The sequence below is a fragment of the Streptococcus oralis genome (assembly GCF_004127215.1).
In the GTDB taxonomy this organism is placed as follows: Bacteria; Bacillota; Bacilli; order Lactobacillales; family Streptococcaceae; genus Streptococcus; species Streptococcus oralis_BD.
This window is the reverse complement of the sequence record NZ_QEWJ01000008.1, coordinates 59295-81559: the sequence shown is the minus strand read 5'-3', so window position 1 is coordinate 81559 and position 22265 is coordinate 59295. Positions and strand designations below refer to the sequence as shown.

Here is a 22265-nt window from a genome sequence, read left to right as displayed (position 1 = left end):
GGCCTATATAGCTAAATGAAGTAAACCTAACACTAGGGATTGAGAAAAAGGATAGAACAGTCATGACAACAGTAAAAAGTGATCTAAATCTTGCTCAAATGTATGCGAGTCAGCTGAGAAATGCTTGTCAATCTTTAACAACTATCGCTGTGGCTAGTCAAGATGACCTAACGACTCTTCAAGGAAATAACAAGGCCCATCAATGTCTGACAAAGGCTCAAAATCTAGCTAGTCAGATTTCGGCTGCTGTAACCCTAACTTCAGAACGACTGCACTCTGTAGCGAGTGATTTTGAGGCGCTAGATGAGGCTGCTGCAAATGGTTTTAGGAGTAATACATGAGCAAGTTGGATGAGTTGAAGAAAAGAGAGCGAGAACTTTTGTACCAGCTAGAAGACAATGGAAAAGAGAAGTACCGCACCAAAGAACTGATAGAAATCTTTGAAGGATATGATAGAGCTAGCCACCGTTATCAAAGTGATTTGTGGGAGGCGGCCTATCAGAGTCGATACGCAGAACAGTTTGAAGAAACGCTCCTGCAAAGAAACCAACTCAAAAACCAAATCCTTGAGGATCTCACCTACCACATGGATGATTTGAAAAAAGAAAAGTTCCGGTTAGAGGGAGACTTGGATGAGGTTTACTATGAAAGACGCAAAGAACTAGAAAGAGAGGAGGAGAAACGACATGGGCATTGATATGTACTTGGAACAATCACAACTACAAAGTTCGAGTGTAGCGACCATGTGCCAATCACAGATGGAGGCCTATCGGGATTTGCAATCAGCTATTCAAAAATTTTCAGAGGATACGGAGAGTCTAAAGGGAGATGCTTATGATTCGGCTAGAAGTTTTTTTGCAAGTGTTTTGCTGCCCCTGAGCAAAGGGGGACAACTCTATGCTGAGACCTTCTCTCAAGCTATCAAGAAACTACCAGAAGACTACCAAACGATGGTCGACAGCAAGAGTTGGCGCGAGGATGATCTGCTTGATAGAATCCGCCAGGAAGAGCAAATGATTGCCTATTTATATGAAGTCAATCAATCCTTCTCCGCCTTGAGTCTGGATAGCGAAAAAAAGGGAAATAATACGGAACTCATACGAGGTCACCAAGCTAATAAACGTATCTATGAAACAATTTTGAGAGACCTGCGAACCTATGATAGCTACTCAGGGGGACTGTTCGATGATCTAGACAGTATCGATGTGCAACTGAGTCGTGGACTGGCCCAGATTGAAACGAGTTGGGATGCAAAGACAGGGGTCTTTAAAGTCCCATCTGACCTGACTTGGGCCAACTACCTGACTGCCTATTCTGATACAAAGGATTTGAAGCTCAGCCGTCAAGAGAAAGCCTTTGTCCAGACTATGATGGCAGAATACGGCTTTGATGCCGAGACCGCCCAACAGCTCTTGACCATCAAGCAGGGGATAGACAAGAAGTTCCCAACCTCTAGTCAAGAGTTCCGTGACTATATCTTTTTACGAGTTGTCGGTGCGGCCTACTATGATGGGTTTGAGTGGAATGAAACGGCAGGTGGATTGTGGCAATATTTTTATTACGAATTTGTGAGTGATCCGCAGACAGGCCAAAAATGGAGAACGTTGAAACCAGTTCTTGAAATCTTTCAAGAATTGGGGTTAAAAGAAGAAAAGGCCAAAGAACTGTATTATAATCTTAGATTGCAGCATGAGATGGCGGGTGGTGAAGTTGCTAATATAACAAAGTTAAAAGAAAAAAGATTTGAATATAACAGTGCCAAGACTAAATATGAAAAAGTTTATGGTACTTCTGGTAACTTTGACCAATTTTGGGATAGCAAACTGAAGGCCTACTCTAACAACGGAGCGGGCCATGCAGACTTCACCCACCAGTCCATCACTATGGCGACTCACCTTAATCCTAATCAAGTTCAGTTATCCGATCTCTATGGCGGTAGAGAGCGTGTCAAGGATCTTTCAGGCTGGGAAGGAGACACGACCTTTAATGCAAATGATATGAAGCCAAGTATCGGAGAGGATGACTACAAGGCGGATTTGGACTCGGTCAACCTTATCGGCCGGATGCAGAAGGGGCAATCCTATGACCAAGCTATATCTTCTTACTATGCTGACCTTCAAAAAGACTCTTCTCAGAGAGAAAGAGAATTCTTGAAAAATAAGGATTGGAATACAGTCAGGGATACTATTTATGATAGTTTGCGACCAACGGATATTAAGCTAGATGGGGAGGGTGCTCTTAAAGCATATATTGAAAGAAAATATCCAGGTGTGTCCAAGTTTTTAAATCGTTTAGAAGTTGTGGCAGATTAGGAGGATGATGATGAAAAAAATACTCGGTCTAGTAGCATTATTTGTACTAATTGTATTATCTTGTTTCTACTTTTTTATCCAACAACCTAAAAATATTTTTGATGAGATATATCAGGAGACGGAGAAAACCTATCGGTCAAATAATATTTTAAGAAATATAGATGGATTTGAAATCAGACCGGATTGGCCAAGTGATGGAGAGTATTCTAAATATTATCCATTTGGAACTTATAATAAAAACAATACCCCAGAAGACTATTTTGAAATCGAAATTGGTTTTAATTTTGCTACAAAAACACAATTAAGTTCAATCTCGTTTGAAAAGCGAATTGGGCCAAATGTTAGAGTTAGAATATGGGATAACTATTCTCGTAAGGATCGTGTTTTAAAAAAATTTGTAAAAATAGGTTTAAAGAAAGCAGATACGGAAACTTATATCGAAGACGAGGCTCAGGTAAAATCATACCTAGAGCAGTACGGTATTACAGCTAAGGACTTAGATTCTTACTACGATGAAATCGTCAATCAGAAAGTCTTAAAAGACTGGTGTACCATTTATGACAGCAAGTACTCTCCAAGCAATTATGGTGAGGTGAAAGTCGAAACCCAGTGGGAGAATTGGTGATAACATGAAGAAAATCCTCGGTCTAGTAGTGTCTTTCGTACTAATTGTATTATCCTGTTTCTACTTTTTTATCCATCAACCTAAAAATATTTTTGATGAAATCTACCAGGAGACAGAGAAAACCTATCGGTCAAATAATATTTTAAGAAACATAGATGGGTTTAAAATCAGACCCGATTGGCCTAACGATGGAGAATATTTTGCATACACCCCTTCAGGGAAATATAAAAATCTTCCGGAAGGTTATAAAGACATAAGTATTAGCTTTAATTTCGGAGAAGGTATTAAAGGAATGACGATACGTTTTGAAAAAAGAATTAATTCGGATATTACCCTATGGTATTCGGCACACTATAATATAAAAAAGAAAGTACTCAAAAAGGAGCTTGCAATTTTTGAAGAGCCAAGGAAACCCGGTCAATATCTAGAGGATGAAGAAAAAATAAGAGAATATTTAAGAAAAAATAATATTTCCAAAGAAGATTTAGACAAAGACTACGACGAAATCGTCAACCAGAAAGTCTTAAAAGACTGGTGTACCATTTATGACAGCAAGTTCTCGCCAAGTAACTATGGCGATGTGAAAGTCGAAACCCAGTGGGAGAATTGGTGACGAGGGTCAGTAGATATTTTGGAAAATATCCTATGAATTGAAGAGGAAATCCCACCTAGAACGAGCTAGGTGGGATTCTTTGCCTATGAAATGAGAAATTAGCGAATCTTGGTCTATTTTTTAACGTGTTCCGATAAAAAGGCGTAGGTCATGGTTCCAAAGATGGCACCAATTCCCAAACTCAACACTAGTAAAGGGAGCATTTTATCGAACTGGGAGAGATTATCCCAAAAGGTGTCAAGGGGAAGATGTTGAACAAAGAGTTTATGAAAGATTAGTAAGAGGAAGAGACCGAGCTGAATGCTGAGGAATACACCCCAACTACGAACTTTGATTTGGCTTTTGCTGTAGCTTTTGTGATGAATCTCGGACTGGTCGTCCTTGTCCAAATGTAAGTCTCGAACTGCTAGTCTCACCCTAGATGAGAGGATGAAGATGAGTCCAAAATAGAGGTAGGGCATAGCATCTCGAACCAACTCTATGAAGCGTCCAAATAGAAGATAAAGCAAGAAGAGTAGAAGGGAAGAGTAAACGATTTGAATCAAGGCTCGGGCACAAGCTCTGTAGATTATCTCTTGGCGGCATTCATCAAAGGGGCCTTGTATGTGAAAGAATAGTTTGAGTAAGCGAGTGGTGAAATCTTCTTTTTTCATGGGAGTGATCTCTTAAAACATTATTTTGTATTGGCTTCTCTAAAGAGTTGATAGAGAGTATAGCAGTAGATTAGAATAAAAATGATGCAAATGGTTAGAAATACGAGATATCTCCAATCCATAGAATTCGTTAAGAGTTGTGGTAAGCATACGAGAATAAAGCAGAGAGATGCGTTTAGAAGGCGTATTTTTTTGGATTTGATTTTCTGAAATCTCTGTCCCTTGTTCAACACAGGAAGAGCTAACAGGAAGACTATCAGAAATGGACGTGTAATATGGCCATGAACTAAGAAAAAGGTTATAAAAATGCCAACTAAAATATGAGTTAGCAGTAAATTTTGTAATGATTTCATAAGTTTCCTCCTAATCGTCGTCCTGGTCTTTCTTGGCTTTTCGAATACGACGGGAGATGAGGAACTGTGTGCTCGCTCCGAAGAAGATAGAACCGAGAATGCTTGATACACCATTTCTTATAGTGAGAAGAGAATGAAAATAGTCCTGACCTTCACCTATGAGTATATGGAGAAGAGGAGTTATAAAAAACATCCATAGGCCAAAGAACAAACCCGCTTTAAGACCAGGTAAATGTAGTTGCTTGCTTTCTTTTTGGCTCAACATATCAGAATCGATGGCTGTGATACCCGTTTTCTTGCTTTGAGAAAGCACATAGAAAGCGGATATCATAGAAATAGCAAATATCACCAGAGGATAGCCGAAAGCAACTATTTCTGGATACTTATTGGCGAGGACGAGTGGGATGAAATTGACAAGTATCATCGGGTAAAAGAGGATGATAAAGACTTGGTTACCGATACGATCAGCTTCCCGGCGTTTGTGTTCGTCAAGAGGTCCGGAAATGCCGTATGTGCGTTTGATCAGTTTTTCAGTGAAGGTTTCTTTTTTCATGAGTTAGCTCCTTTTTTTTTAAAAATCGTCTTCCCAAAAGAGACTGTTGAGGTCAGTTTGGAGGCTGCGGGCGAGATTGAGACAGAGTTCCAGAGTTGGATTGTACTTGTCATTTTCAATCATGTTGATGGTCTGTCTCGAGACACCGATATCTTTGGCGAGCTCAAGTTGGGAAATACCCAGTTCCTTTCGGAATTCTTTAACACGGTTCATATGGTCTCCTTTCTGATATGTCGTATATATTTGACTATATTATATTCTTTCAAGAGCGATATGTCAAGTATATATGACATTTTTTGAGAATTTTTTTTGAGAAGGTCTCTAGCTTTATCTGACTAGTTTGCACTTGTCAGATTTCCTCGAATATCCTCCGTCAGATCCCCTGCTTGATTATAGCTATAGATGGTCTTTTGTCCCTTGACATCTGTCACGGAAGTCAGGCGATCCAGTTTATCGTAAGTGTAGGAAACTGTACTGCCATCTGGGTAAATCATCTTCGAGATATCGCCATAGGCATCATACTCGTACTGGATCAGGCTACCATCTCCCTGACGAACACCTGTGATCTCGCCTTCTTCGTTAGGAGATAGAAAATCAAAAAGTTACGCTTTACAATGGAAGCATATCAATACAAGTAAACAGAAAATCTAGCTGGTACAAACTTTAGATAAATGCAAAAATATGAACTAGCAAAGTTTGAATCATCATCAATCCATAACAATTTATTTTACATACATCAACACAAAAGGAACTTCAATAAACATTTACATTCTGACTACCTCAACAATAAAATGAAAAGCATTAGAAAACATCATCCAGCACTTGCACATGCAACTCCTCATAAATTGCGACATACTGGAGCAGCCTTGCCCAAGCAAGCTGAAACGTCTATTGAAGCTATTTCTGAAGCGTTGACCCATAGTGATATGATTACAACTAAGACTGACGTCAACATTCCAATGGCTGTTGGAGAGATTGCTTATCGCTGCCTAAATAATGGTGTGAACCATAAAGTGTCTGTAAACGTTGATATAGCAGTATTAATTAATGTTTTGAGGTGACTGACTCTGTCGGTTTGCGACCACATTTGTACCATTTTAGTATAAAAACATCAAAAAAACATCCAAGAAAGCATTCTTGAATGTCTGAAAAGATTATAACTCTATTAACCTTGTCAATAGACTGGAATTGATGATATTATGCTCTCCTTATCTCAAATACTACTGTATGAACCCACTCATTATGAATGTGTAAGTCATTTTCTATCATTCTACTAAAGGTGAAGCCATTTTTTAAAAGCACTCTCTGAGAGGCTAGATTATCTCTTGCTGTTCCTGCAATGATTCTATTGAAACTATAAGTCGTGAAGGCCTTATCTAAAACGAGCTTAACTGCTTCGCTTGCATAGCCTAAATTGGTGACATTTTCCCCAATCCTATACCCAAGTTCTGCTGTTTTTCGATCACCCTCTAAGACACTTAAATTGATTCTCCCGACCATAACGCCTTGCGAATCTCTAATAAGATGCATGTAGACATCACGATTCCTTTGTTCCGTTAACAATTCCCTTGTAATTTCTTTAAAACCTTCTAAGTCAAAATAGTTAGCTGGTCTAGGAGGTAAATTTCGCTCAAAATACTCTCGATTTTCTGTTTCAAAAGCATATACATCTAGACTATTTGCTTCAGACAACAACTCTAAACTGAGCATTTCAAAGCCTCCCCCTTCATTATCCACACTCAAATTTTCTCATATTGATACCAGCTAAAATCTTGGATAAGCTGATAAATTTCCCCTTCTCTTCTTAGTAAAAATATTGTTAGACTGACCTATCCCTAGCAACTCCTACTCTAATTTTTACAACAGCTTTACAACTTGACGATTTTCAATCCTCACATAGTATACACCACTATCATTGACAAGTTTATCCTCTTTATATTTAGCAATCTTTACAGCATAAAGACCTCTTGGTAGGGGTTGGTTGGCAAAAAATTCCTTCATGAGCGCTTCAAGCTCTTTAAGATAGTCATCATACAAGAGATCTCTTTTTTCCTTCGGAACGAAATACTGAAATTCAAATGTTGGTATAAAAATCTCTTTTTGGAAAAGATATTGAGCATCCATTGGATACATTCCTTGCAGAGCTTGGCCCTTGCTTTGATTTTCCTCTAATATTTCATTATAAAGATAGATATTATCAGATTGGTTATTAAATTCAAAACCAATACCTTGATACTTCAAATCAGGCAGTTTAGGATCTTTGATTGAACTGTCCAGTGTTTTTAAAAATTCGCTGGTGCCTGGACTAACCTCAATCCCTAAATAGGCTAATTCTGGGAAAACATCATAAATTTTTTTACCATTTTTGTAATCAACCTCTGCATCTGTCTTTCCATATGTTTTATTTTCCGAAAAACGAGTATAGTATTTAAATCGAGTTTTAACCTCATAGGTTTTTCCGGCTATATTTTCACTATAGGTACCATGGATTATAAATCCTCCCACGCTTGTATAGTTTTTCTCGTATTTTTCTAACTCAAATTGACCTGTTAAACCATAGTTTTGATAAGAACGATGCACAGCTTGCTCAAGCTCAGTTCGACTTACATGAGCAAATAGCCCCCACATATCCATTAGAGAAAGAATAGGACTACTCACTGTGAGGATTGCGATGGGGATAACTATGGATAAGCATCCTATTAATATCCAATTTTTATTCTTGGAATTTCCTTCAGATTTTTTACCAGTTTTCTTTTTCCTTTTAAAAATTAGAATGAGCAAAACCAAAATCCCTAATACTAATAAAACCAATCTACAATCTCCTTTTATTTTGGATAGCTGTTAACAGGTGTATAGGAGACTGACAGAAATACTCTTCTCACCTACTACTTATCCTGAATTCCATAAACTCGTCTAAAACGAGGAACAATCCTTGTCTCATTATACCACATGAGAGATACCATGAGAAGAAGGGAAAAGTAAAAGAACACCCCGAAAGGTGCTCTTTGTAAGTATAGTGATTCTCTCGAATTAACGTTTACTAAATTGTGATGCTTTACGAGCTTTCTTAAGACCTGGTTTGAATTTAGTTGGACTAAAAATAGTGTAATATCAAGGCTTTTCAGAACAAGATCTACAGATTAATTTCATAAAATTTGAATCAATATTTTTTAAATAGGGGAATTTCTTAACGCTGAACTTTCAATCCTATTCTCTTCCTTCTTATCCTAACAAAGTTTGTAATATTGGAATAACAACGATAAATAGAACCGTACTTAGAGTCACCACATTCGTTGAAAACTCAACATCTCCTTTTCCTTGATTGGCAAGGATTGGAAGAACTGCTAGAGCTGGTGTAGCAGACTGAATCATAAAGGTCTTAAATTCTGCTGTTGCCATATTTGGGGCAAAGAACTTCAATACAAAAAGCATGATCAGAGGAGCTAGGATAAAGCGTCCAACCAAAGTGACAATTGTATCTTTATCAAAAGCAATCGTATTCAAGCCTGCCTTTGCAAGAACAATACCGATATAGACAAGAGATAGTGGCGTTGTTAAACTACCAATATAAGTCAAAGTACTTTCCGCAAAACTTGGGACAGGAAGACGGAGCACTAAAAATACGAGGGCTACGAGAAATCCCAATAAAGGTGCTGGGAAGAGCTTCTTCCAATTGAATTTTTGAGCTTGCTTTGAAGCCCCTTCTTTGCTATCCGAGGTCATGAGATAGACACCTAATGTCCAAGTAGATACCGTATTTGTAATATAATACACCAAGAAGTAGGGAAGGGCTTGATTTCCAAACAGAGCTATGTTTAAAGGCAAACCAATAAAAATGGTATTGGCATTAACAAAGGTATTAATCATGGTTCCTCGACGGCCTGGGCGCACTCCAAAAAGTTTCACCGCTATAAAGGCCATTAGGTAACCGAGAATGAAGGCGATAAACGTATACAATAAACCGCTAGATAGGCTAATCAATTTATCTAAAGTTAAATATTTAAGAACAGAGGTAAAAATTGCCACTGGCATGGCCACATTCATAATGAGTTTAGATAAATCATTTCCAAAACTCTCTTGAAACCAACCACGGACTTGCAAGAAGTAACCTAAAATGATAATGACGATAATAGGTACAATACTCTGAATTGAAGTTAAAAAGATATCCATAGTCTCCCTTTCTATATGACTAGCATATATTAGGAGGTGTACGAAGCATCCAGTCACACTCGTACACCCCATTTCCATTTACTTATTTATAGGTTGGATACCATTTCAAATCACGAACTGCTTTAGCCATATCAGTTTCTTTAGCACGTGCAAGACCTTGTTCTTGCGCTTTTTTAGCGACTGCTTCAGCAACTTTAATAGAAACATCTGCTACATACTTGAATGGTGGCAATACAGGAGCTCCTGGTTGGCCTGGATTGACAATACCACTCAATGAATGAGCCGCTGCTCCAATCATTTCATCTGTCAGGAGACTTGCTTCAGAAGCCAGCATACCTAGACCAAGACCAGGGTAAATCAAGGCATTATTGGCTTGACCAATCACATAGTCGACACCCTTATAAGAAACCGTATCAGCAGGAATTCCTGTTGCGACAAAAGCTTTGCCATCTGACCATTCGATCAAATCTTTAGCGCTTGCTTCGGCCAGCTTGGTTGGATTTGATAATGGGAAAATCATTGGACGTTCTGTGTTTTCACACATAGCTTCTACAATTTCTTTAGTGAAGGTATTTGGCTGAGTTGAAGTTCCTACAAGAATGGTTGGCTTCACAGTCTTCACTACTTCAAGCAGATCAGTCAACTTGTCTGCGTTGCTAAAGTCAGCACGTTTCTTAGCAAACGGTTTTTGTTCAGGAGTTAGGTCATCCATGTCATCAAAGAGAAGACCTTGTTTATCAACCATAAAGAAACGTTTATAGGCTTCTTCTTCAGAAAGACCTTCACTCACCATTTCGCGAAGAACACGAGAGGCAATTCCTGCACCCGCAGTACCACCACCATAGCAGAGATAAACTTGATCTGTTAATTTTTCACCACTAATATCTAGTGAACCAAAGATACCACCTAAGGTAACGATTCCTGTACCTTGAATATCATCATTAAAGGTTGGAATTTGCTTCCGGTATTTTTCTAGAATATTAGCAGCATTCAAGCGACCGAAGTCTTCCCAGTGAAGGTAGAGTTTAGGAAAGAGATGTTCTGCTGTTTGAACGAATTGGTCAATGAAGTCGTAGTAACGATCTCCGCGGACCCGTTCGTGACGATTTCCTAAGTAATTAGGATTGTTACGAAGCTCTTCACGGTTAGTCCCTGCATCAATGACTAAAGGAAGGACCATAGAAGGATCGATTCCAGCAGCACCCGTATAGACCATCAATTTCCCAACAGAAATATCGACACCATTTGTTCCCCAGTCTCCAATTCCAAGAATTCCTTCTGCATCTGTTACAACAATGAGTCGAATCTCGCGATCCCCGGCAGCATTTTTCAAAGTAGCTTCAATATTTTCAGGATGATTAATATCAAGATATCCCGCATATTGTGGATCTACAAAGAGATCACTATAGCCTTCAATGGTATCTGCAATGGTTGGGTCATACACAATTGGATTGAATTCTTCCAAATGTTGAGAAAAGAGGTAATAGAAAAGAGTCCGGTTTGTGTTAAAGATTTCCATTAAGAACAAACGTTTTTCCAGGTCATTGACCTTTGTTTGCATTTGTGCATAGGTTTGCGCTGCTTGCTCTTCAATTGTTTGAACATAAGGCGGCAGTAAACCAATAAGGCCTAGTTCCTTTCGCTCCTCTAAGGTAAAGGCAGTACCTTTATTGAGGAAAGGGTTGTTTAAAATATCATGTGCATTCATAGTGCAACCTCCTTTTTACTGATAGTATACCATTAAAATGAACCGTTTACAAAACTTTGTTGTTTATATAATACAGTTGTGTACGCATATGTTATAATGGAGCTACGAGAAAATTTATAATAAGCCTTTTGATACTTAAAATACTAATATTGAGAATCACTCTTTACTCAAAGTTTCGACTAAAAGAAACTAATCATACAAATTGGCAATCCGAATTAAAATAAATATCCTATAAGTTTGTTATGTAATACTTTGTATTTTTTAAGGTGTTTTTTGTCATACAAAACTTGTATTCTATTTATATGACAACTAAAAACTATTTACAACAATATATTTCCCAAAAAGTGAAATATTTTCGAACACAGAATAAAATGAGCCAGGAAGAACTTTCGGAACAAGCGGGACTCGGGCTTAAGTATATCAACCAACTCGAAAACCAAAACGTGAATCTGACCATTCACAGTCTTGAAAAAGTGATTGACGCCCTAGAGATGACCCCAGAGGAATTTTTCAATTTTGATAGCCTTGAATCAACCTCTGATAAGACTGACAATCTTTCACTCAAAAGAATCAACATGAAGGTTAAACAGCTCCCTGTTGGAAAACGAGAAAAGATGTTAAGCATTTTCGAAAGTATCTTAGATAACCTCTGATATCCCTGACTCACTTACATTTTAACTGGTGAATACTCGTATAGTCAAATTGTGGGATACGGATAAAAATTATTTATCCGGTGATTTCCACTTATTTTCCTTCTCCAACTAATGAAAGTGAGCCCATATGAATTTAAAAGATCTACAATATTTTTATGACCTCTGCCAGCTTCAATCCTATACAGAAGTAGCAAAACAACACAAAGTCAGCCAACCATCTATTTCTTATGCTATCAAGCGCTTAGAGGACTCCTTTAATTGCAAATTGATTCACCATGATTCCTCGCATCGCTCCTTCAAACTAACTACTCAAGGACGGATCCTTCTAAAGCATACAGATCGAATCTTACCTGAAGTCAGTTCTGCTCACAAAGAAATTAATCGCTCCTTGGCACATTACTCTACTGTCGGATTCCCTCCTATTATCATTCAGTATCTCTTTGCTGCCTTGAAGGAAAAAGATAAATTCGATTTTTTAAAAAAAGTGCGCCCTATCCGCGGTGGCTCCGTAGAGTTATTAAACCTTCTCCTCAAGGGAGACCTTGATGCAAGCCTACTCGGTTTGATTGAACCACTCAATCATCCTTCATTAGAGACGCATGAACTCTTTCAAAAAGAACTATATGTCGTTTTATCTAAGAACCATCCTCTTGCTACTGCTCTTTCCCTCACTTTTGAAGATTTAGTAGATCAATCCTTTATACTTTTAGACGAACACTTTGTTCACCTGAAAGCTTTTGAACTACTTAATCAAAAGCATCAAAACAAGGCAGAAATATTCTTCAAGAGTGACGACATTGTCATCATTAAAGAACTTTTAAAGAAAGGGATTGGCCTTAGTTTACTGGCTGATATCGCACTTTCTGATGAAGATGATGATTTAATAAAAATCCCTCTAATACCGGAGGACCAGATAACATTTACAGTTTATTACGCTTATCTCAAATCAGCTACACTGTCATCAGAAGTAGAAGCCTTATTTAATCTCATTAAATCATATGAATAGAAAAAAACTCTAACTATCAACTACCTGATAGCTAGAGTTTTTTACATTATAGGTATTAGACTAAAGCACGAAGAAATAGGATATGATCGCCAAATTTTTCATTTACCTGATACCATTCAACGAAATTCCCAATTATAAATCTACAAATTATCGATAAAAAAGAACACCCCGAAAGATGCTCTTTGTATGTATTGTAATTCTCTCGAATTAACGTTTACTAAATTGTGATGCTTTACGAGCTTTCTTAAGACCTGGTTTCTTACGTTCAACTTTACGTGAGTCACGTGTAAGAAGTCCTGCGCGTTTCAATGAATCGCGGAAGTCTGGGTCTACTTGAAGAAGGGCACGAGCGATACCATGACGGATAGCCCCTGATTGACCAGCGTATCCACCACCTACAACGTTAACGAAAACGTCGTATGAACCTACAGTTGAAGTAACTGCGAAGGGTTGGTTGATTACAAGACGAAGGTCAGCGTGTGGGATGTACTCTTCAACATCTTTTTTGTTAACAGTGATTTTACCAGTTCCTGGAACAAGGCGAACGCGTGCAACAGCGTTTTTACGACGTCCAGTACCTGCATATTGTGCTTGTGACATACTTTATTGTTCCTTTCCTTAGATAAGTCCTGAAATATCAAGAACTTCTGGTTGTTGTGCAGCGTGAGTGTGCTCAGCTCCAACAAATACTTTCAATTTCATACCTTGAGCGCGGCCAAGAGTATTGTGTGGAAGCATACCTTTAACTGATTTTTCGATCAAACGTACTGCATTTTTAGAACGAAGTTCACCAGCAGAGATTTGTTTCAATCCACCTGGGTGGTTTGAGTGAGTGTAGTAGATCTTATCAGTTGCTTTTTTACCAGTCAATTTAACTTTTTCAGCATTGATAACGATTACGAAGTCACCTGTATCAGTGTGTGGTGTGAATGTTGGTTTGTTTTTTCCGCGAAGTACGCTAGCAACAACTGCTGAAAGGCGTCCAAGAGGTACATCAGTTGCGTCAACAACGTACCATTTGCGTTCTACTTGGCCTGGTTTAGCCATGAATGTAGTTTTGTTCATGATTTCTCCTATATGAATATCGTTTTTGTTTACAGGGCGGATGTTCCGGTCCGCGGGGTATTTGAAAGGTTCCGGGGCCTTACAAATGGGGTAAACAATACCGTCTACTATCATACCAAATTTTACTACTAAAAGTCAATAGATATGAAAAATAATTTTATCTATTTCCCCGTTTAAAGTCTAGAAAAACCTCGCTTTCGCGAGGCTCTCCTATTTGTAAGCTAAGGCACGTTTAAAGCTTTTCCATAGACCTAAGTCATCTGTCTGAAGGACTAGGCTGGCATACATGCGGCCGATAAAGACCGTTGCAGTCACTGCAAAAACGATTGTAATCGCTAGAGAAATCCAGGACTCTAAATCACTTGCATACCCATTAATGGCTCTAAATGGCATAAAGAAAGTTGAAATGAAAGGAATGTAGGACCCAATTTTCAGAACCAAATTGTCACCAGCAGCACCTAGAGAGGTTACACCGACAAATCCGGCTATAATCAAAATCATCAATGGCGACAAGGCCTTTCCTGAATCCTCAGGCCTAGAAACCATGGAACCAAGGAAGGCTGCCAAAACAACGTACATAAAGAGGCTCACTAAGACAAACAATAAAGTATTGAGCGAGAAGGCCTCTCCCAAGTGGTTTAAAATACCAGACTGGGCCAAGATAGGGAGGTCTTTGAAGAGAAGTAGCGCAGCAACTCCACCCACTACGTAAATCCCAACATGGGTCAAAATCACAAGAAGCAAGGCAATCATGCGAGCGTAGAAATAATGGCTAGCTCGAATACTAGAGAAGACCACTTCCATGATTTTGGTTCCCTTTTCACTAGCCACTTCCTGAGCAGTGACACTAGCATAGGTAATCAAGATCATATAGAGGAAGAAGCCGAGACCCGCAGCCGCAATGGTTTGGACCATCTTTTTATTTTCTTTGAATTCGTCAATCTTCTCAGTAAAGTCAACAGTCTGAGCCAGGAGTTTTTCCTGTTCTTGAGACAAATTAGCTGCCGAGCGATTGAGTTGGTATTGCAGTTCATTTAGCTTATTGGTTACTGCTAGCTTGATACCTGTTTCAAGCGAAGTTTCACTATGGTAAACAGCTTTGAGGACACTGTCCTCTTGATCAATAGTTAGATAACCCTTGATTTTTTCATCCTTGATGGCGGCTTGGGCACTGGCTTCATCCTGATAGTCAAAGTTAATCCCATTGGTACCCTTGAGCCCTTCTGTTACAGATGGTACAGTTGTCACCACTGCTACCTTGCTATTTTTAGCCATCGAAGAATTTTGGAGATATCCGATTCCTACAGACAAACCTAAAAAGAGGAACGGCGAAATCACCATAAAGAAGAAACTCCAGGACTTGACATGTCGCAGATAAGTTTCTTTAATAACTACCCACATATTTCTCATACTTCCACCCCTGATTCTAGTTTAAAGATTTCATCGATTGTTGGAGCTTGTTGGTCAAAGGTCGCGATGTATTGACCTTGAGTGAGGATTGGGAAGAGTTCCCTTCCAGCACTCTCATCATCTAAGATCAATTTCCAACTGCCTTGCTTGGTCAAGCTCACCTGTTTGACATGAGGAAGACTTTCCAGTTCTTCCTTGCTTCGTTCACTTGAAACAAAGAGACGCGTTTTACCGTATTGATTGCGAACTTCTTGGACTGGTCCATGCAAGACCACACGCCCATCACGAATCATGAGAATATCATCGCAAAGCTCCTCGACATTGGTCATGACATGGTCAGAAAAGATAATGGTCGCACCGCGCTCTTTCTCTTTCAAGATGACCTGTTTGAGCAACTCGGTATTGACTGGATCCAAACCACTAAAGGGCTCATCCAGGATAATCAAGTCCGGTTCATGGATTAGGGTGATAATCAACTGGATTTTCTGCTGATTTCCTTTTGAGAGACTCTTAATTTTGTCAGTCAATTTCCCCTTCACTTCCAGTTTTTCCATCCATTGAGGGAGTTTTTCCTTGACCTCCTTAGCATCCATGCCTTTTAGAGTAGCCAGGTAGCGAACTTGCTCAAGAACTGTCAACTTGGGCATAAGACTGCGTTCCTCAGGCAGATAACCAATTCGAGCATAGGTTTCCTGGCGAATCTCCTGTCCATCCAGACTGATCTCTCCTTGATAGTCTAAAAATTTCAAAATACTGTGGAAAATCGTTGTTTTCCCAGAACCATTTTTCCCGACCAGCCCCAGAATCCGTCCTGGACTTGCCTTAAAATCTACACCAAACAAGACTTGCTTGGAACCGAAACTTTTCTCTAGATTTCTTACTTCTAGCATTTTCCACCTCCGAAATATGTTGCACTTATTATACTCCTTTTTGATAGCCTTTACAAGGATTTATGTACATTTTTATCTTGTTCATCCTTCCTTAAAAACTAAACTCTCTAAGGGTTTTGAGTACCCAAGTGATAGACCAATTATAACCCAATAAAGTATAGCTGAGAGCTTTTACTCCCTAATTGTTCATTTTTGATCCTGAACTGTCCTTTTGAAACTAAAAATCCACCCCGAAGGATGGATTGATGAGTTAACGCACTTCTGCATGGACTTTTTCTTCGAGAGAAGCTTGGATTTTTTCCATATAGCGTGCGACTTCTTCGTCTGTCAAGCTATCTTCTGGATTTTGGAAGGTTAGGCTATAAGCCATTGACTTCATGCCAAGTCCCAATTTTTCACCTGAGAAGACGTCAAAGAGTTTGATGTCTGTCAATCGTTTCACACCTGCAGCTTGGATTGCGTCTACAACTTCTTGATGGCTAATTTCTGCCTTGAGAAGTAGAGCAATATCACGGCTAACTGCTGGGAATTTCGTGATTTCCACGAATGGAGCCGCTGGTTGTAGAGCAGCTTCGATGGCTGAAAGGTTGAGCTCCGCTACATAGGTTTCTGGGATATCGTAAGCCTTAGCAGTGACTGGATGTACTTGGCCAAGGAAACCAAGAACTTGGTCACCGAGTGAAATCACAGCTGTACGTCCTGGGTGAAGGCTAGCAATTTCAGCTGTTGCTGTATAGGTCACTTCTAATCCCAAGCGAGCAAAGAGCGCTTCAAGGATTCCCTTAGCATAGAAGAAATCAACTGGAACTGCTGCTGTTTGGAAGTCTTTTTCTGCAACCAAGCCTGTCAAGGCAAAGGCAAAGCTGTTGATTTCGTTTGGTAGGTCTTCTTTTGGATTGCCTGTTTGTTCAAAGACTTTTCCAATCTCGTAAAGAGCCAAGTTTTTGTTCTTACGAGCCACATTGTAGGCAACCGTATCAAGGATACCTGAGATCATATTTTGGCGAAGGACTGAACGGTCCACAGTCATTGGCCACATGAGTTCTGTAAGGTTGCTTGATTGGACCGTGAATTCAACTGCTTTTTCTGGAGTTGTTAGAGCGTAGGTGATGATTTCAGTCAGACCTGCTCCTTCAGCAATAGTACGAACTTGACGGCGCAATTTTTGTGTCGCTGTCAATTCACCAGCTGTACCGTCATCCTTTGGAAGGCTAGTTGGCAAGCGGTCATACCCATAGATACGAGCGATTTCTTCAAAGAGGTCTGCTTCGATAGTGATATCCCAGCGACGACGTGGTACGCTAACTGTAAAGGCTTCTGCATTTCCAGAAAGACCAAAGCCAAGACGACGGAAGATATCTTCTACATCCGCGTAGGAAAGCTCCGTTCCAAGGACGCGGTTGACATCTGCAAGAGTTGAAGAAACTTCCACATCAGAAGTATCAAGTTCCCCTGCTGAAACAATGCCCTTACGCACCGTCGCACCTGCAAGTTCCGCAATCATACTTGCCGCCGCATCAAGGGCTTCATTAACGGTTGCCACATTAATGCCTTTTTCAAAACGAGAAGAAGACTCTGAACGAAGGTTGAGGCGACCGCTGGTCTTACGGATAGATTTGCCATTGAAAACAGCTGCTTCAAGGACAACACGACTAGATTTTTCAGAGATTTCTGTTGCTTGACCACCCATGACACCTGCAAGGGCTACTGGTTTGTCAGCAACAGTAATCACGAGGTCATTTGTTTCCAAATCACGCTCTTCCCCGTCCAAGGTCACCAATTTTTCACCAGCACGCGCTTCACGCACACGGATGTCAGTCCCTTCAAAGGTATCCAAGTCAAAGGCATGCATAGGTTGACCAAAGTAAAGCAAGATATAGTTGGTTACGTCCACTACGTTGTTGATGGGACGGATACCTTCGTTCATGAGGAGGTTTTGCAACCATTGTGGACTTGGTGCGATAGTCACATTATCCAAGATACGAGCTGCATAGTAAGGAGCCTTGTCTGTCTCAATGTTGACAGTAAGAGCATCTGCCGCAGCTTCATTTGTTTCAGTTAGAGTAAATTCTTTAAAGCTGATCGCCTTGTCATAGATGGCTGCCACTTCATGGGCCACCCCACGCATAGAAAGGGCGTCCGCACGGTTTGGAGTGATGGAAAGTTCGATGATTTCATCATCCAAGTCTAGGTAAGAAAAGACTTCATCCCCAGGAACAGCATCTTGAGGCAAGATTTGGATACCATCTGCAAATTCCTTTGGTACAACTGAGTCAGAAATTCCCAATTCACCAAGGGAACAGATCATTCCAAGTGATTCTAAACCACGGATTTTCCCTTTTTTGATTTTGTAGTTGTCAGCGATACGAGCTCCTGGAAGTGCCACCATAACCTTGATACCAGCACGCACATTCGGGGCACCACAAACGATCTGACGCGCTTCTTCTTCGCCAACGTTAACCTGACAAACATGAAGGTGAGTTTCTGGCACATCTTCGCAGGACAAGACCTCACCGACGACAATTTTTGAGAGACCGGCAGCAGGTGATTCGACACCTTCTACCTCGATCCCTGTGGTTGACATTTTTTCAGCCAACTCTTGTGATGGCACATCAATGTCCACCAATTCTTTTAACAATTTATAACTAACTAACATATGTAAGATACCAAGGGCTATGCTGAAATCTAGATGACTTTCCTAGATTTCTTTTGGCCCTCGTTTAGATCCTTTCATTTTGTGTTTTCCAGCCCGAGGCTGTCTTAGGAAGAGCTCTTATCTCTTACCATCTCTATAGAATAAAAGTTTTTAGCCACAACTCTGTGAACAAACTCTTTCTATAAAGTTACATTTAAATAGTAAAACTTAACTTCCCAATTAAGAACTATTTCATTCAACCTTCATAGAATGCTTAACTATTTTTTCACAACCACCTTGAATTAATTTTTTTAAATTTTGATAACCAGGATGATAAACAGCATAAAAACTAAGTTCAATATTTAAATCTGAGTTTTCTGAAATTTCTTCTATTAATTCTTCTATAAAAAAAATAAAATCTTTACGCTTACTCTTCGACAAAGCACCACAAACATATATATTTAACTTTTCTTCTTTTGAATCCTGGGACAATATTTCTAATTGTTCGATTAATTTTTTATACGATTGTTTTCTGTAGTCCTTTTTATTATCATCCTTTACTGCCGAAATTAAATTATCCATTACAGATTCGACAACATCAGAAAATAGATCAGTTACATATGATCCGTATAGATTCCTCCAAAATGTACTTGTTTTCATAGTTAAGAATCTTAAATGACGATCATTAATATTTGAATGATGAAATGAAGAAAAATTACTATCAGGGGATTGTTCTCTTTTAGCAGAGGGGTTTACCATAAGTATTATATTAGAAGGATTTATGTAGTCTTTTTGATGATTTTCAATAGCTTCTTCATAGGATATATTTTCAGATGTTGCTTTATCATTATTTTTAGATTCTTTATAAATCGCAAATGAAGATATATCACCAAACTTCTCTAAAAGTTTGTTATAGTTTTGTTCCGAAATCATAAAATATCCTCGCGTTTCAATCTTATTTAAATTGTTCTGAAAAGCGGACATCTCCTTGGTAGAAGCCACGGATATCGTTGATTCCGTAACGGAGCATGGCTACACGTTCTTGTCCGAGACCAAAGGCAAAACCAGAGTAAACAGTTGCATCAATACCACTCATCTCAAGGACCCGTGGGTGAACCATACCGGCGCCCATAATTTCGATCCAACCCGTTTTCTTACATACGTTACAGCCTTCTCCACCACACTTGAAGCAGGAAACATCCACCTCAACAGATGGCTCTGTGAATGGGAAGTAAGATGGACGCAAACGAATTTGACGCTCTTCACCAAACATTTTTTGAATGATCAGTTGAAGCGTACCTTGAAGGTCAGCCATAGAGATGTTCTTCCCGACAACCAAACCTTCGATTTGATGGAATTGGTGGCTGTGGGTCGCATCGTCCGTATCACGACGGAAGACACGCCCTGGTGAGATCATTTTCAAAGGACCTTTTGAAAAATCATGAGCATCCATAGCACGCGCCTGAACTGGAGACGTGTGAGTACGAAGCAAGATTTCTTCTGTGATGTAGAAAGTATCCTGCATATCACGAGCTGGGTGATCTTTTGGAAGGTTCATACGCTCGAAGTTATAGTAGTCTTGCTCCACTTCAAAACCATCCACGACTTGGTAACCCATACCGATGAAAATATCTTCAATTTCCTCACTGGTTTGTGTGAGAACGTGACGGTGACCAGTAGCTACCGGACGACCTGGAAGTGTCACATCGATACTCTCGCTAGCCAGTTGAGCTGCGACTTTCTTTTCTTCCAAAAGCTTAGCTGTTTCTTCAAAGGCTGCAGTCAAGACATCACGAGCTTCATTGACGTGTTTCCCGATGACAGGGCGCATTTCAGCCGATACATCCTTCATCCCTTTGAGGATTTCAGTAAGCGAACCCTTTTTACCAAGGACAGAGACACGCAAGTCTTGCATCTCTTTTTCATTTTCAGCAGAAATCTGCTTCAAGCTTGCTAGCGTTTCTTCGCGAAGCGCTTTTAATTGTTCTTCAATAGTTGACATAATTCCTCCATCAGTCGCTTATCAGATAAAAAGAAAACCACATGCCAAAAACTCCACTCGGAGCGTTGACACGCGGTACCATCCGTTTCATCTGACAAGTCAGACCTTCATTTCTAAATCCATGCACAAGTGAATTCACCCAGCTTTCATATAGAGAGCTTGCAGTCACGGCTCTCCTCCCTGATATACTTCCCTTGAGTTACTAGTCTTGCGGATTCCTATTCAATTACTACATAGTTTATCAGATTTTTACCATTCTTGCAAGACCTATCTCACTTCTGCTTGCCTTTAAATCGCCATTGGAAGCGGAGCTTATCATAGAAGGGAAACTCGATAAACAGGACTCCCAAACCTACACAGAGACTGGCAAGGACGTCTGATGGATAGTGAACTCCCAGATAGACCCTTGATACCAGCACACTGACTAGGTAGAGCCCTAGCACGATTTGCACGATTTTTCTCCAGACTGGATCTTTAATTCGTTGACTGAGAATGACAATCAGAGTGCCTACCATCAAGGTTACAGCCAGAGAATGGCCGCTTGGGAAGGAAAATCCCTTCTCCTCAACCAAGTGTAAGATAGCTGGTCGTGGGCGCTGGTAAATATTTTTAAAGGTCACGATCAAAAGACCTGCTATGGCTAGATTGCCCGCCATGAAGTAGCTTTCTATCTTCCACTGCTTTCGATAAAAGACAAAGGCTGTAATGACAACCCAGGTGATGATAACTGGGATATCGATCAGGCGTGTAAGCGCACGGAACAAAACTGTTAAATAATCTGGCAAGTCCCCACGAAGGGCAGTCTGAATCGGTTGGTCAAAACCGACCAGCGTTTCAGGGTAAAACTTAACCATATAGCCAAGAAGGACGAAAAGTAAAAGGGCAAAAGAGCCCTTCGTTAAAAATGTTTGTTTATCTTTCATAGTGTTTTAAGGTTGGTTTCAAGAGGACGTATAACAACCAGAATGAAACGGCAAAGATTACACCTTCAAGCAAGTTAAAGGGCAATACCATGGTCATTAGGTAGTTGGAAAGTCCCATAATTTTTCCAATATCAAAGTTGGCAAACTTCGCGTACAAAGGAACAGCATAGACATAGTTGAGAACCAACATAGCAGTAGTCAATCCGACAGTTCCCGCTAGAGATGCTAGTAGAAAACGAAGAGTGCTGCGTTCCTTTTTCCAAATCAAACCAAAAGCGATCACAAAAACTCCCAGAGCTACGATATTCATTGGCAATCCAATGTAAGTATTCACTCCCTGGCTATTGAGAAGCAGCTTCAAGAGGGATCGCAGCAAGAGAATCCCTAGAGCAGCAGGCAAATCCATCACCACCAAGCCCACAAGGACTGGCAAGATACTAAACTCGATCTTGAGGAAGGTCGCCGCTGGCAAGAGCGGAAAGTCAAAGTACATCAGCACAAATGAAATGGCTGATAAAATCGCAATGGTCGAAAGTCGACGTGTGTTTGTCATAACAGGTTCCTCCAATTTTCTATAAAATCAGAAGAAGTTGGAAAGGATCCCTCTATCTATTCTCACTTTTTATATCCCAAAAGTTCCCTCTCACTCCTTTGAGCAAGCGGTTGCAATTTATCTATAAACTCATCAGAACAG

25 protein-coding genes and 1 pseudogene are annotated in these 22265 nt (G+C 39.8%); 8 read left to right on the top strand and 18 right to left on the bottom strand.

Translation table 11 applies throughout. The features are described from left to right. Nucleotides 1-62: 62 nt before the first annotated feature. Genes DF216_RS07285 through DF216_RS07265 form a run of 5 tightly spaced genes read left to right on the top strand, consistent with a single transcriptional unit; the run spans nt 63 to nt 3550 of the window. Entirely contained in the window at nt 63-341 is a 279-nt protein-coding gene (locus DF216_RS07285; RefSeq protein WP_129326414.1) for a TIGR04197 family type VII secretion effector, read from the top strand. After that, nucleotides 338-697, top strand: coding sequence for a DUF3958 family protein (locus tag DF216_RS07280; RefSeq protein WP_129326413.1), 360 nt, complete (start codon nt 338-340; stop codon nt 695-697). The genes DF216_RS07285 and DF216_RS07280 overlap by 4 nt, the downstream gene beginning before the upstream one ends. Further along, a complete protein-coding gene (locus tag DF216_RS07275; RefSeq protein ID WP_129326412.1) occupies nt 687-2312 on the top strand; it encodes a T7SS effector LXG polymorphic toxin in 1626 nt (541 codons plus the stop codon). Before DF216_RS07280 ends, DF216_RS07275 begins: the two co-directional genes overlap by 11 nt. Before the next feature lie 10 nt (nt 2313-2322). After that, nucleotides 2323-2937: a TipC family immunity protein gene (locus DF216_RS07270; protein ID WP_129326411.1), complete on the top strand. Its 615-nt coding sequence runs from the start codon at nt 2323-2325 to the stop codon at nt 2935-2937. 4 nt (nt 2938-2941) lie between these two features. Continuing rightward, nucleotides 2942-3550 (top strand): TipC family immunity protein, encoded by a 609-nt coding sequence (locus tag DF216_RS07265; RefSeq protein WP_129326410.1) that lies wholly within the window; start codon nt 2942-2944, stop codon nt 3548-3550. 113 nt (nt 3551-3663) lie between these two features. On the opposite strand, the gene DF216_RS07260 is transcribed toward DF216_RS07265, so the two are convergent. The 5 genes from DF216_RS07260 to DF216_RS07240 form a co-directional block, all read right to left on the bottom strand. Continuing rightward, entirely contained in the window at nt 3664-4203 is a 540-nt protein-coding gene (locus DF216_RS07260; RefSeq protein ID WP_061454398.1) for a DUF3278 domain-containing protein, read from the bottom strand. Between the two features lie 20 nt (nt 4204-4223). Then, nucleotides 4224-4556, bottom strand: coding sequence for a hypothetical protein (locus tag DF216_RS10965; RefSeq protein WP_061454399.1), 333 nt, complete (start codon nt 4554-4556; stop codon nt 4224-4226). Nucleotides 4557-4566: 10 nt separating this feature from the next. Further along, nucleotides 4567-5109 (bottom strand): DUF3278 domain-containing protein, encoded by a 543-nt coding sequence (locus tag DF216_RS07250; RefSeq protein ID WP_129326409.1) that lies wholly within the window; start codon nt 5107-5109, stop codon nt 4567-4569. A gap of 18 nt (nt 5110-5127) precedes the next feature. Next, nucleotides 5128-5322 carry a helix-turn-helix transcriptional regulator gene (locus DF216_RS07245; RefSeq protein WP_001082470.1) on the bottom strand — a complete coding sequence of 65 codons (195 nt, stop codon included), beginning with the start codon at nt 5320-5322 and terminating at the stop codon, nt 5128-5130. A 122-nt stretch (nt 5323-5444) separates the two neighbouring features. Then, nucleotides 5445-5603 carry an RHS repeat protein gene (locus tag DF216_RS07240; protein WP_240659322.1) on the bottom strand — a complete coding sequence of 53 codons (159 nt, stop codon included), beginning with the start codon at nt 5601-5603 and terminating at the stop codon, nt 5445-5447. 85 nt (nt 5604-5688) lie between these two features. On the opposite strand from DF216_RS07240, the pseudogene DF216_RS07235 reads away from it, so the two are divergent. Next, nucleotides 5689-6170: pseudogene (locus DF216_RS07235) on the top strand (hypothetical protein); the annotation flags it as partial. A gap of 136 nt (nt 6171-6306) precedes the next feature. Here DF216_RS07235 and DF216_RS07230 read toward each other — a convergent pair. The 4 genes from DF216_RS07230 to DF216_RS07210 form a co-directional block, all read right to left on the bottom strand. Then, entirely contained in the window at nt 6307-6819 is a 513-nt protein-coding gene (locus DF216_RS07230) for a GNAT family N-acetyltransferase (RefSeq protein WP_129326422.1), read from the bottom strand. Between the two features lie 147 nt (nt 6820-6966). Next, nucleotides 6967-7920 carry a hypothetical protein gene (locus DF216_RS07225; protein ID WP_129326408.1) on the bottom strand — a complete coding sequence of 318 codons (954 nt, stop codon included), beginning with the start codon at nt 7918-7920 and terminating at the stop codon, nt 6967-6969. A 411-nt stretch (nt 7921-8331) separates the two neighbouring features. After that, nucleotides 8332-9279: an AEC family transporter gene (locus DF216_RS07215; RefSeq protein WP_164979019.1), complete on the bottom strand. Its 948-nt coding sequence runs from the start codon at nt 9277-9279 to the stop codon at nt 8332-8334. An 82-nt stretch (nt 9280-9361) separates the two neighbouring features. Next, a complete protein-coding gene (locus DF216_RS07210; protein ID WP_129326407.1) occupies nt 9362-10987 on the bottom strand; it encodes a malolactic enzyme in 1626 nt (541 codons plus the stop codon). 302 nt (nt 10988-11289) lie between these two features. On the opposite strand from DF216_RS07210, the gene DF216_RS07205 reads away from it, so the two are divergent. Beyond that, on the top strand, nt 11290-11640 hold the full coding sequence (locus tag DF216_RS07205) for a helix-turn-helix domain-containing protein (protein ID WP_061454406.1): 351 nt from the start codon (nt 11290-11292) through the stop codon (nt 11638-11640). Nucleotides 11641-11767: 127 nt separating this feature from the next. Next, nucleotides 11768-12646, top strand: a complete 879-nt coding sequence (locus tag DF216_RS07200; RefSeq protein ID WP_129326406.1) for a LysR family transcriptional regulator — start codon at nt 11768-11770, stop codon at nt 12644-12646. A gap of 207 nt (nt 12647-12853) precedes the next feature. Here the strand turns inward: DF216_RS07200 and rpsI are convergent, their stop codons facing one another. The 9 genes from rpsI to DF216_RS07155 all read right to left on the bottom strand — a co-directional run bounded on the left by rpsI (nt 12854) and on the right by DF216_RS07155 (nt 22124). After that, nucleotides 12854-13246, bottom strand: coding sequence for a 30S ribosomal protein S9 (gene rpsI, locus DF216_RS07195; RefSeq protein WP_000075973.1), 393 nt, complete (start codon nt 13244-13246; stop codon nt 12854-12856). A gap of 18 nt (nt 13247-13264) precedes the next feature. Continuing rightward, nucleotides 13265-13711, bottom strand: coding sequence for a 50S ribosomal protein L13 (rplM, locus tag DF216_RS07190; RefSeq protein WP_001044624.1), 447 nt, complete (start codon nt 13709-13711; stop codon nt 13265-13267). Between the two features lie 210 nt (nt 13712-13921). Further along, nucleotides 13922-15121 carry an ABC transporter permease gene (locus DF216_RS07185; RefSeq protein WP_129326405.1) on the bottom strand — a complete coding sequence of 400 codons (1200 nt, stop codon included), beginning with the start codon at nt 15119-15121 and terminating at the stop codon, nt 13922-13924. Next, nucleotides 15118-16011, bottom strand: coding sequence for an ABC transporter ATP-binding protein (locus DF216_RS07180; RefSeq protein ID WP_129326404.1), 894 nt, complete (start codon nt 16009-16011; stop codon nt 15118-15120). Before DF216_RS07180 ends, DF216_RS07185 begins: the two co-directional genes overlap by 4 nt. A gap of 250 nt (nt 16012-16261) precedes the next feature. After that, nucleotides 16262-18667 (bottom strand): phenylalanine--tRNA ligase subunit beta, encoded by a 2406-nt coding sequence (gene pheT, locus DF216_RS07175; protein ID WP_129326403.1) that lies wholly within the window; start codon nt 18665-18667, stop codon nt 16262-16264. A 231-nt stretch (nt 18668-18898) separates the two neighbouring features. Then, the gene (locus DF216_RS07170) at nt 18899-19579 is read right to left on the bottom strand and encodes a hypothetical protein (RefSeq protein ID WP_000622617.1); all 681 of its coding nucleotides are present in this window, start codon (nt 19577-19579) and stop codon (nt 18899-18901) included. Between the two features lie 22 nt (nt 19580-19601). Then, the gene (gene pheS, locus DF216_RS07165; protein ID WP_129326402.1) at nt 19602-20648 is read right to left on the bottom strand and encodes a phenylalanine--tRNA ligase subunit alpha; all 1047 of its coding nucleotides are present in this window, start codon (nt 20646-20648) and stop codon (nt 19602-19604) included. A 272-nt stretch (nt 20649-20920) separates the two neighbouring features. Further along, nucleotides 20921-21571 carry a phosphatase PAP2 family protein gene (locus DF216_RS07160; RefSeq protein WP_129326401.1) on the bottom strand — a complete coding sequence of 217 codons (651 nt, stop codon included), beginning with the start codon at nt 21569-21571 and terminating at the stop codon, nt 20921-20923. Continuing rightward, a complete protein-coding gene (locus DF216_RS07155; RefSeq protein WP_129326400.1) occupies nt 21561-22124 on the bottom strand; it encodes an ECF transporter S component in 564 nt (187 codons plus the stop codon). Before DF216_RS07155 ends, DF216_RS07160 begins: the two co-directional genes overlap by 11 nt. Nucleotides 22125-22265: the final 141 nt, after the last annotated feature.

Coding starts and splice junctions, on each gene's coding strand:
- DF216_RS07285 (WP_129326414.1), top strand. CDS start 63: ATGACAACAGTAAAAAGTGATCTAAATCTTGCTCAAATGTATGCGAGT.
- DF216_RS07280 (WP_129326413.1), top strand. CDS start 338: ATGAGCAAGTTGGATGAGTTGAAGAAAAGAGAGCGAGAACTTTTGTAC.
- DF216_RS07275 (WP_129326412.1), top strand. CDS start 687: ATGGGCATTGATATGTACTTGGAACAATCACAACTACAAAGTTCGAGT.
- DF216_RS07270 (WP_129326411.1), top strand. CDS start 2,323: ATGAAAAAAATACTCGGTCTAGTAGCATTATTTGTACTAATTGTATTA.
- DF216_RS07265 (WP_129326410.1), top strand. CDS start 2,942: ATGAAGAAAATCCTCGGTCTAGTAGTGTCTTTCGTACTAATTGTATTA.
- DF216_RS07260 (WP_061454398.1), bottom strand. CDS start 4,203: ATGAAAAAAGAAGATTTCACCACTCGCTTACTCAAACTATTCTTTCAC.
- DF216_RS10965 (WP_061454399.1), bottom strand. CDS start 4,556: ATGAAATCATTACAAAATTTACTGCTAACTCATATTTTAGTTGGCATT.
- DF216_RS07250 (WP_129326409.1), bottom strand. CDS start 5,109: ATGAAAAAAGAAACCTTCACTGAAAAACTGATCAAACGCACATACGGC.
- DF216_RS07245 (WP_001082470.1), bottom strand. CDS start 5,322: ATGAACCGTGTTAAAGAATTCCGAAAGGAACTGGGTATTTCCCAACTT.
- DF216_RS07240 (WP_240659322.1), bottom strand. CDS start 5,603: ATGATTTACCCAGATGGCAGTACAGTTTCCTACACTTACGATAAACTG.
- DF216_RS07230 (WP_129326422.1), bottom strand. CDS start 6,819: ATGCTCAGTTTAGAGTTGTTGTCTGAAGCAAATAGTCTAGATGTATAT.
- DF216_RS07215 (WP_164979019.1), bottom strand. CDS start 9,279: ATGGATATCTTTTTAACTTCAATTCAGAGTATTGTACCTATTATCGTC.
- DF216_RS07210 (WP_129326407.1), bottom strand. CDS start 10,987: ATGAATGCACATGATATTTTAAACAACCCTTTCCTCAATAAAGGTACT.
- DF216_RS07205 (WP_061454406.1), top strand. CDS start 11,290: ATGACAACTAAAAACTATTTACAACAATATATTTCCCAAAAAGTGAAA.
- DF216_RS07200 (WP_129326406.1), top strand. CDS start 11,768: ATGAATTTAAAAGATCTACAATATTTTTATGACCTCTGCCAGCTTCAA.
- rpsI (WP_000075973.1), bottom strand. CDS start 13,246: ATGTCACAAGCACAATATGCAGGTACTGGACGTCGTAAAAACGCTGTT.
- rplM (WP_001044624.1), bottom strand. CDS start 13,711: ATGAACAAAACTACATTCATGGCTAAACCAGGCCAAGTAGAACGCAAA.
- DF216_RS07185 (WP_129326405.1), bottom strand. CDS start 15,121: ATGAGAAATATGTGGGTAGTTATTAAAGAAACTTATCTGCGACATGTC.
- DF216_RS07180 (WP_129326404.1), bottom strand. CDS start 16,011: ATGCTAGAAGTAAGAAATCTAGAGAAAAGTTTCGGTTCCAAGCAAGTC.
- pheT (WP_129326403.1), bottom strand. CDS start 18,667: ATGTTAGTTAGTTATAAATTGTTAAAAGAATTGGTGGACATTGATGTG.
- DF216_RS07170 (WP_000622617.1), bottom strand. CDS start 19,579: ATGATTTCGGAACAAAACTATAACAAACTTTTAGAGAAGTTTGGTGAT.
- pheS (WP_129326402.1), bottom strand. CDS start 20,648: ATGTCAACTATTGAAGAACAATTAAAAGCGCTTCGCGAAGAAACGCTA.
- DF216_RS07160 (WP_129326401.1), bottom strand. CDS start 21,571: ATGAAAGATAAACAAACATTTTTAACGAAGGGCTCTTTTGCCCTTTTA.
- DF216_RS07155 (WP_129326400.1), bottom strand. CDS start 22,124: ATGACAAACACACGTCGACTTTCGACCATTGCGATTTTATCAGCCATT.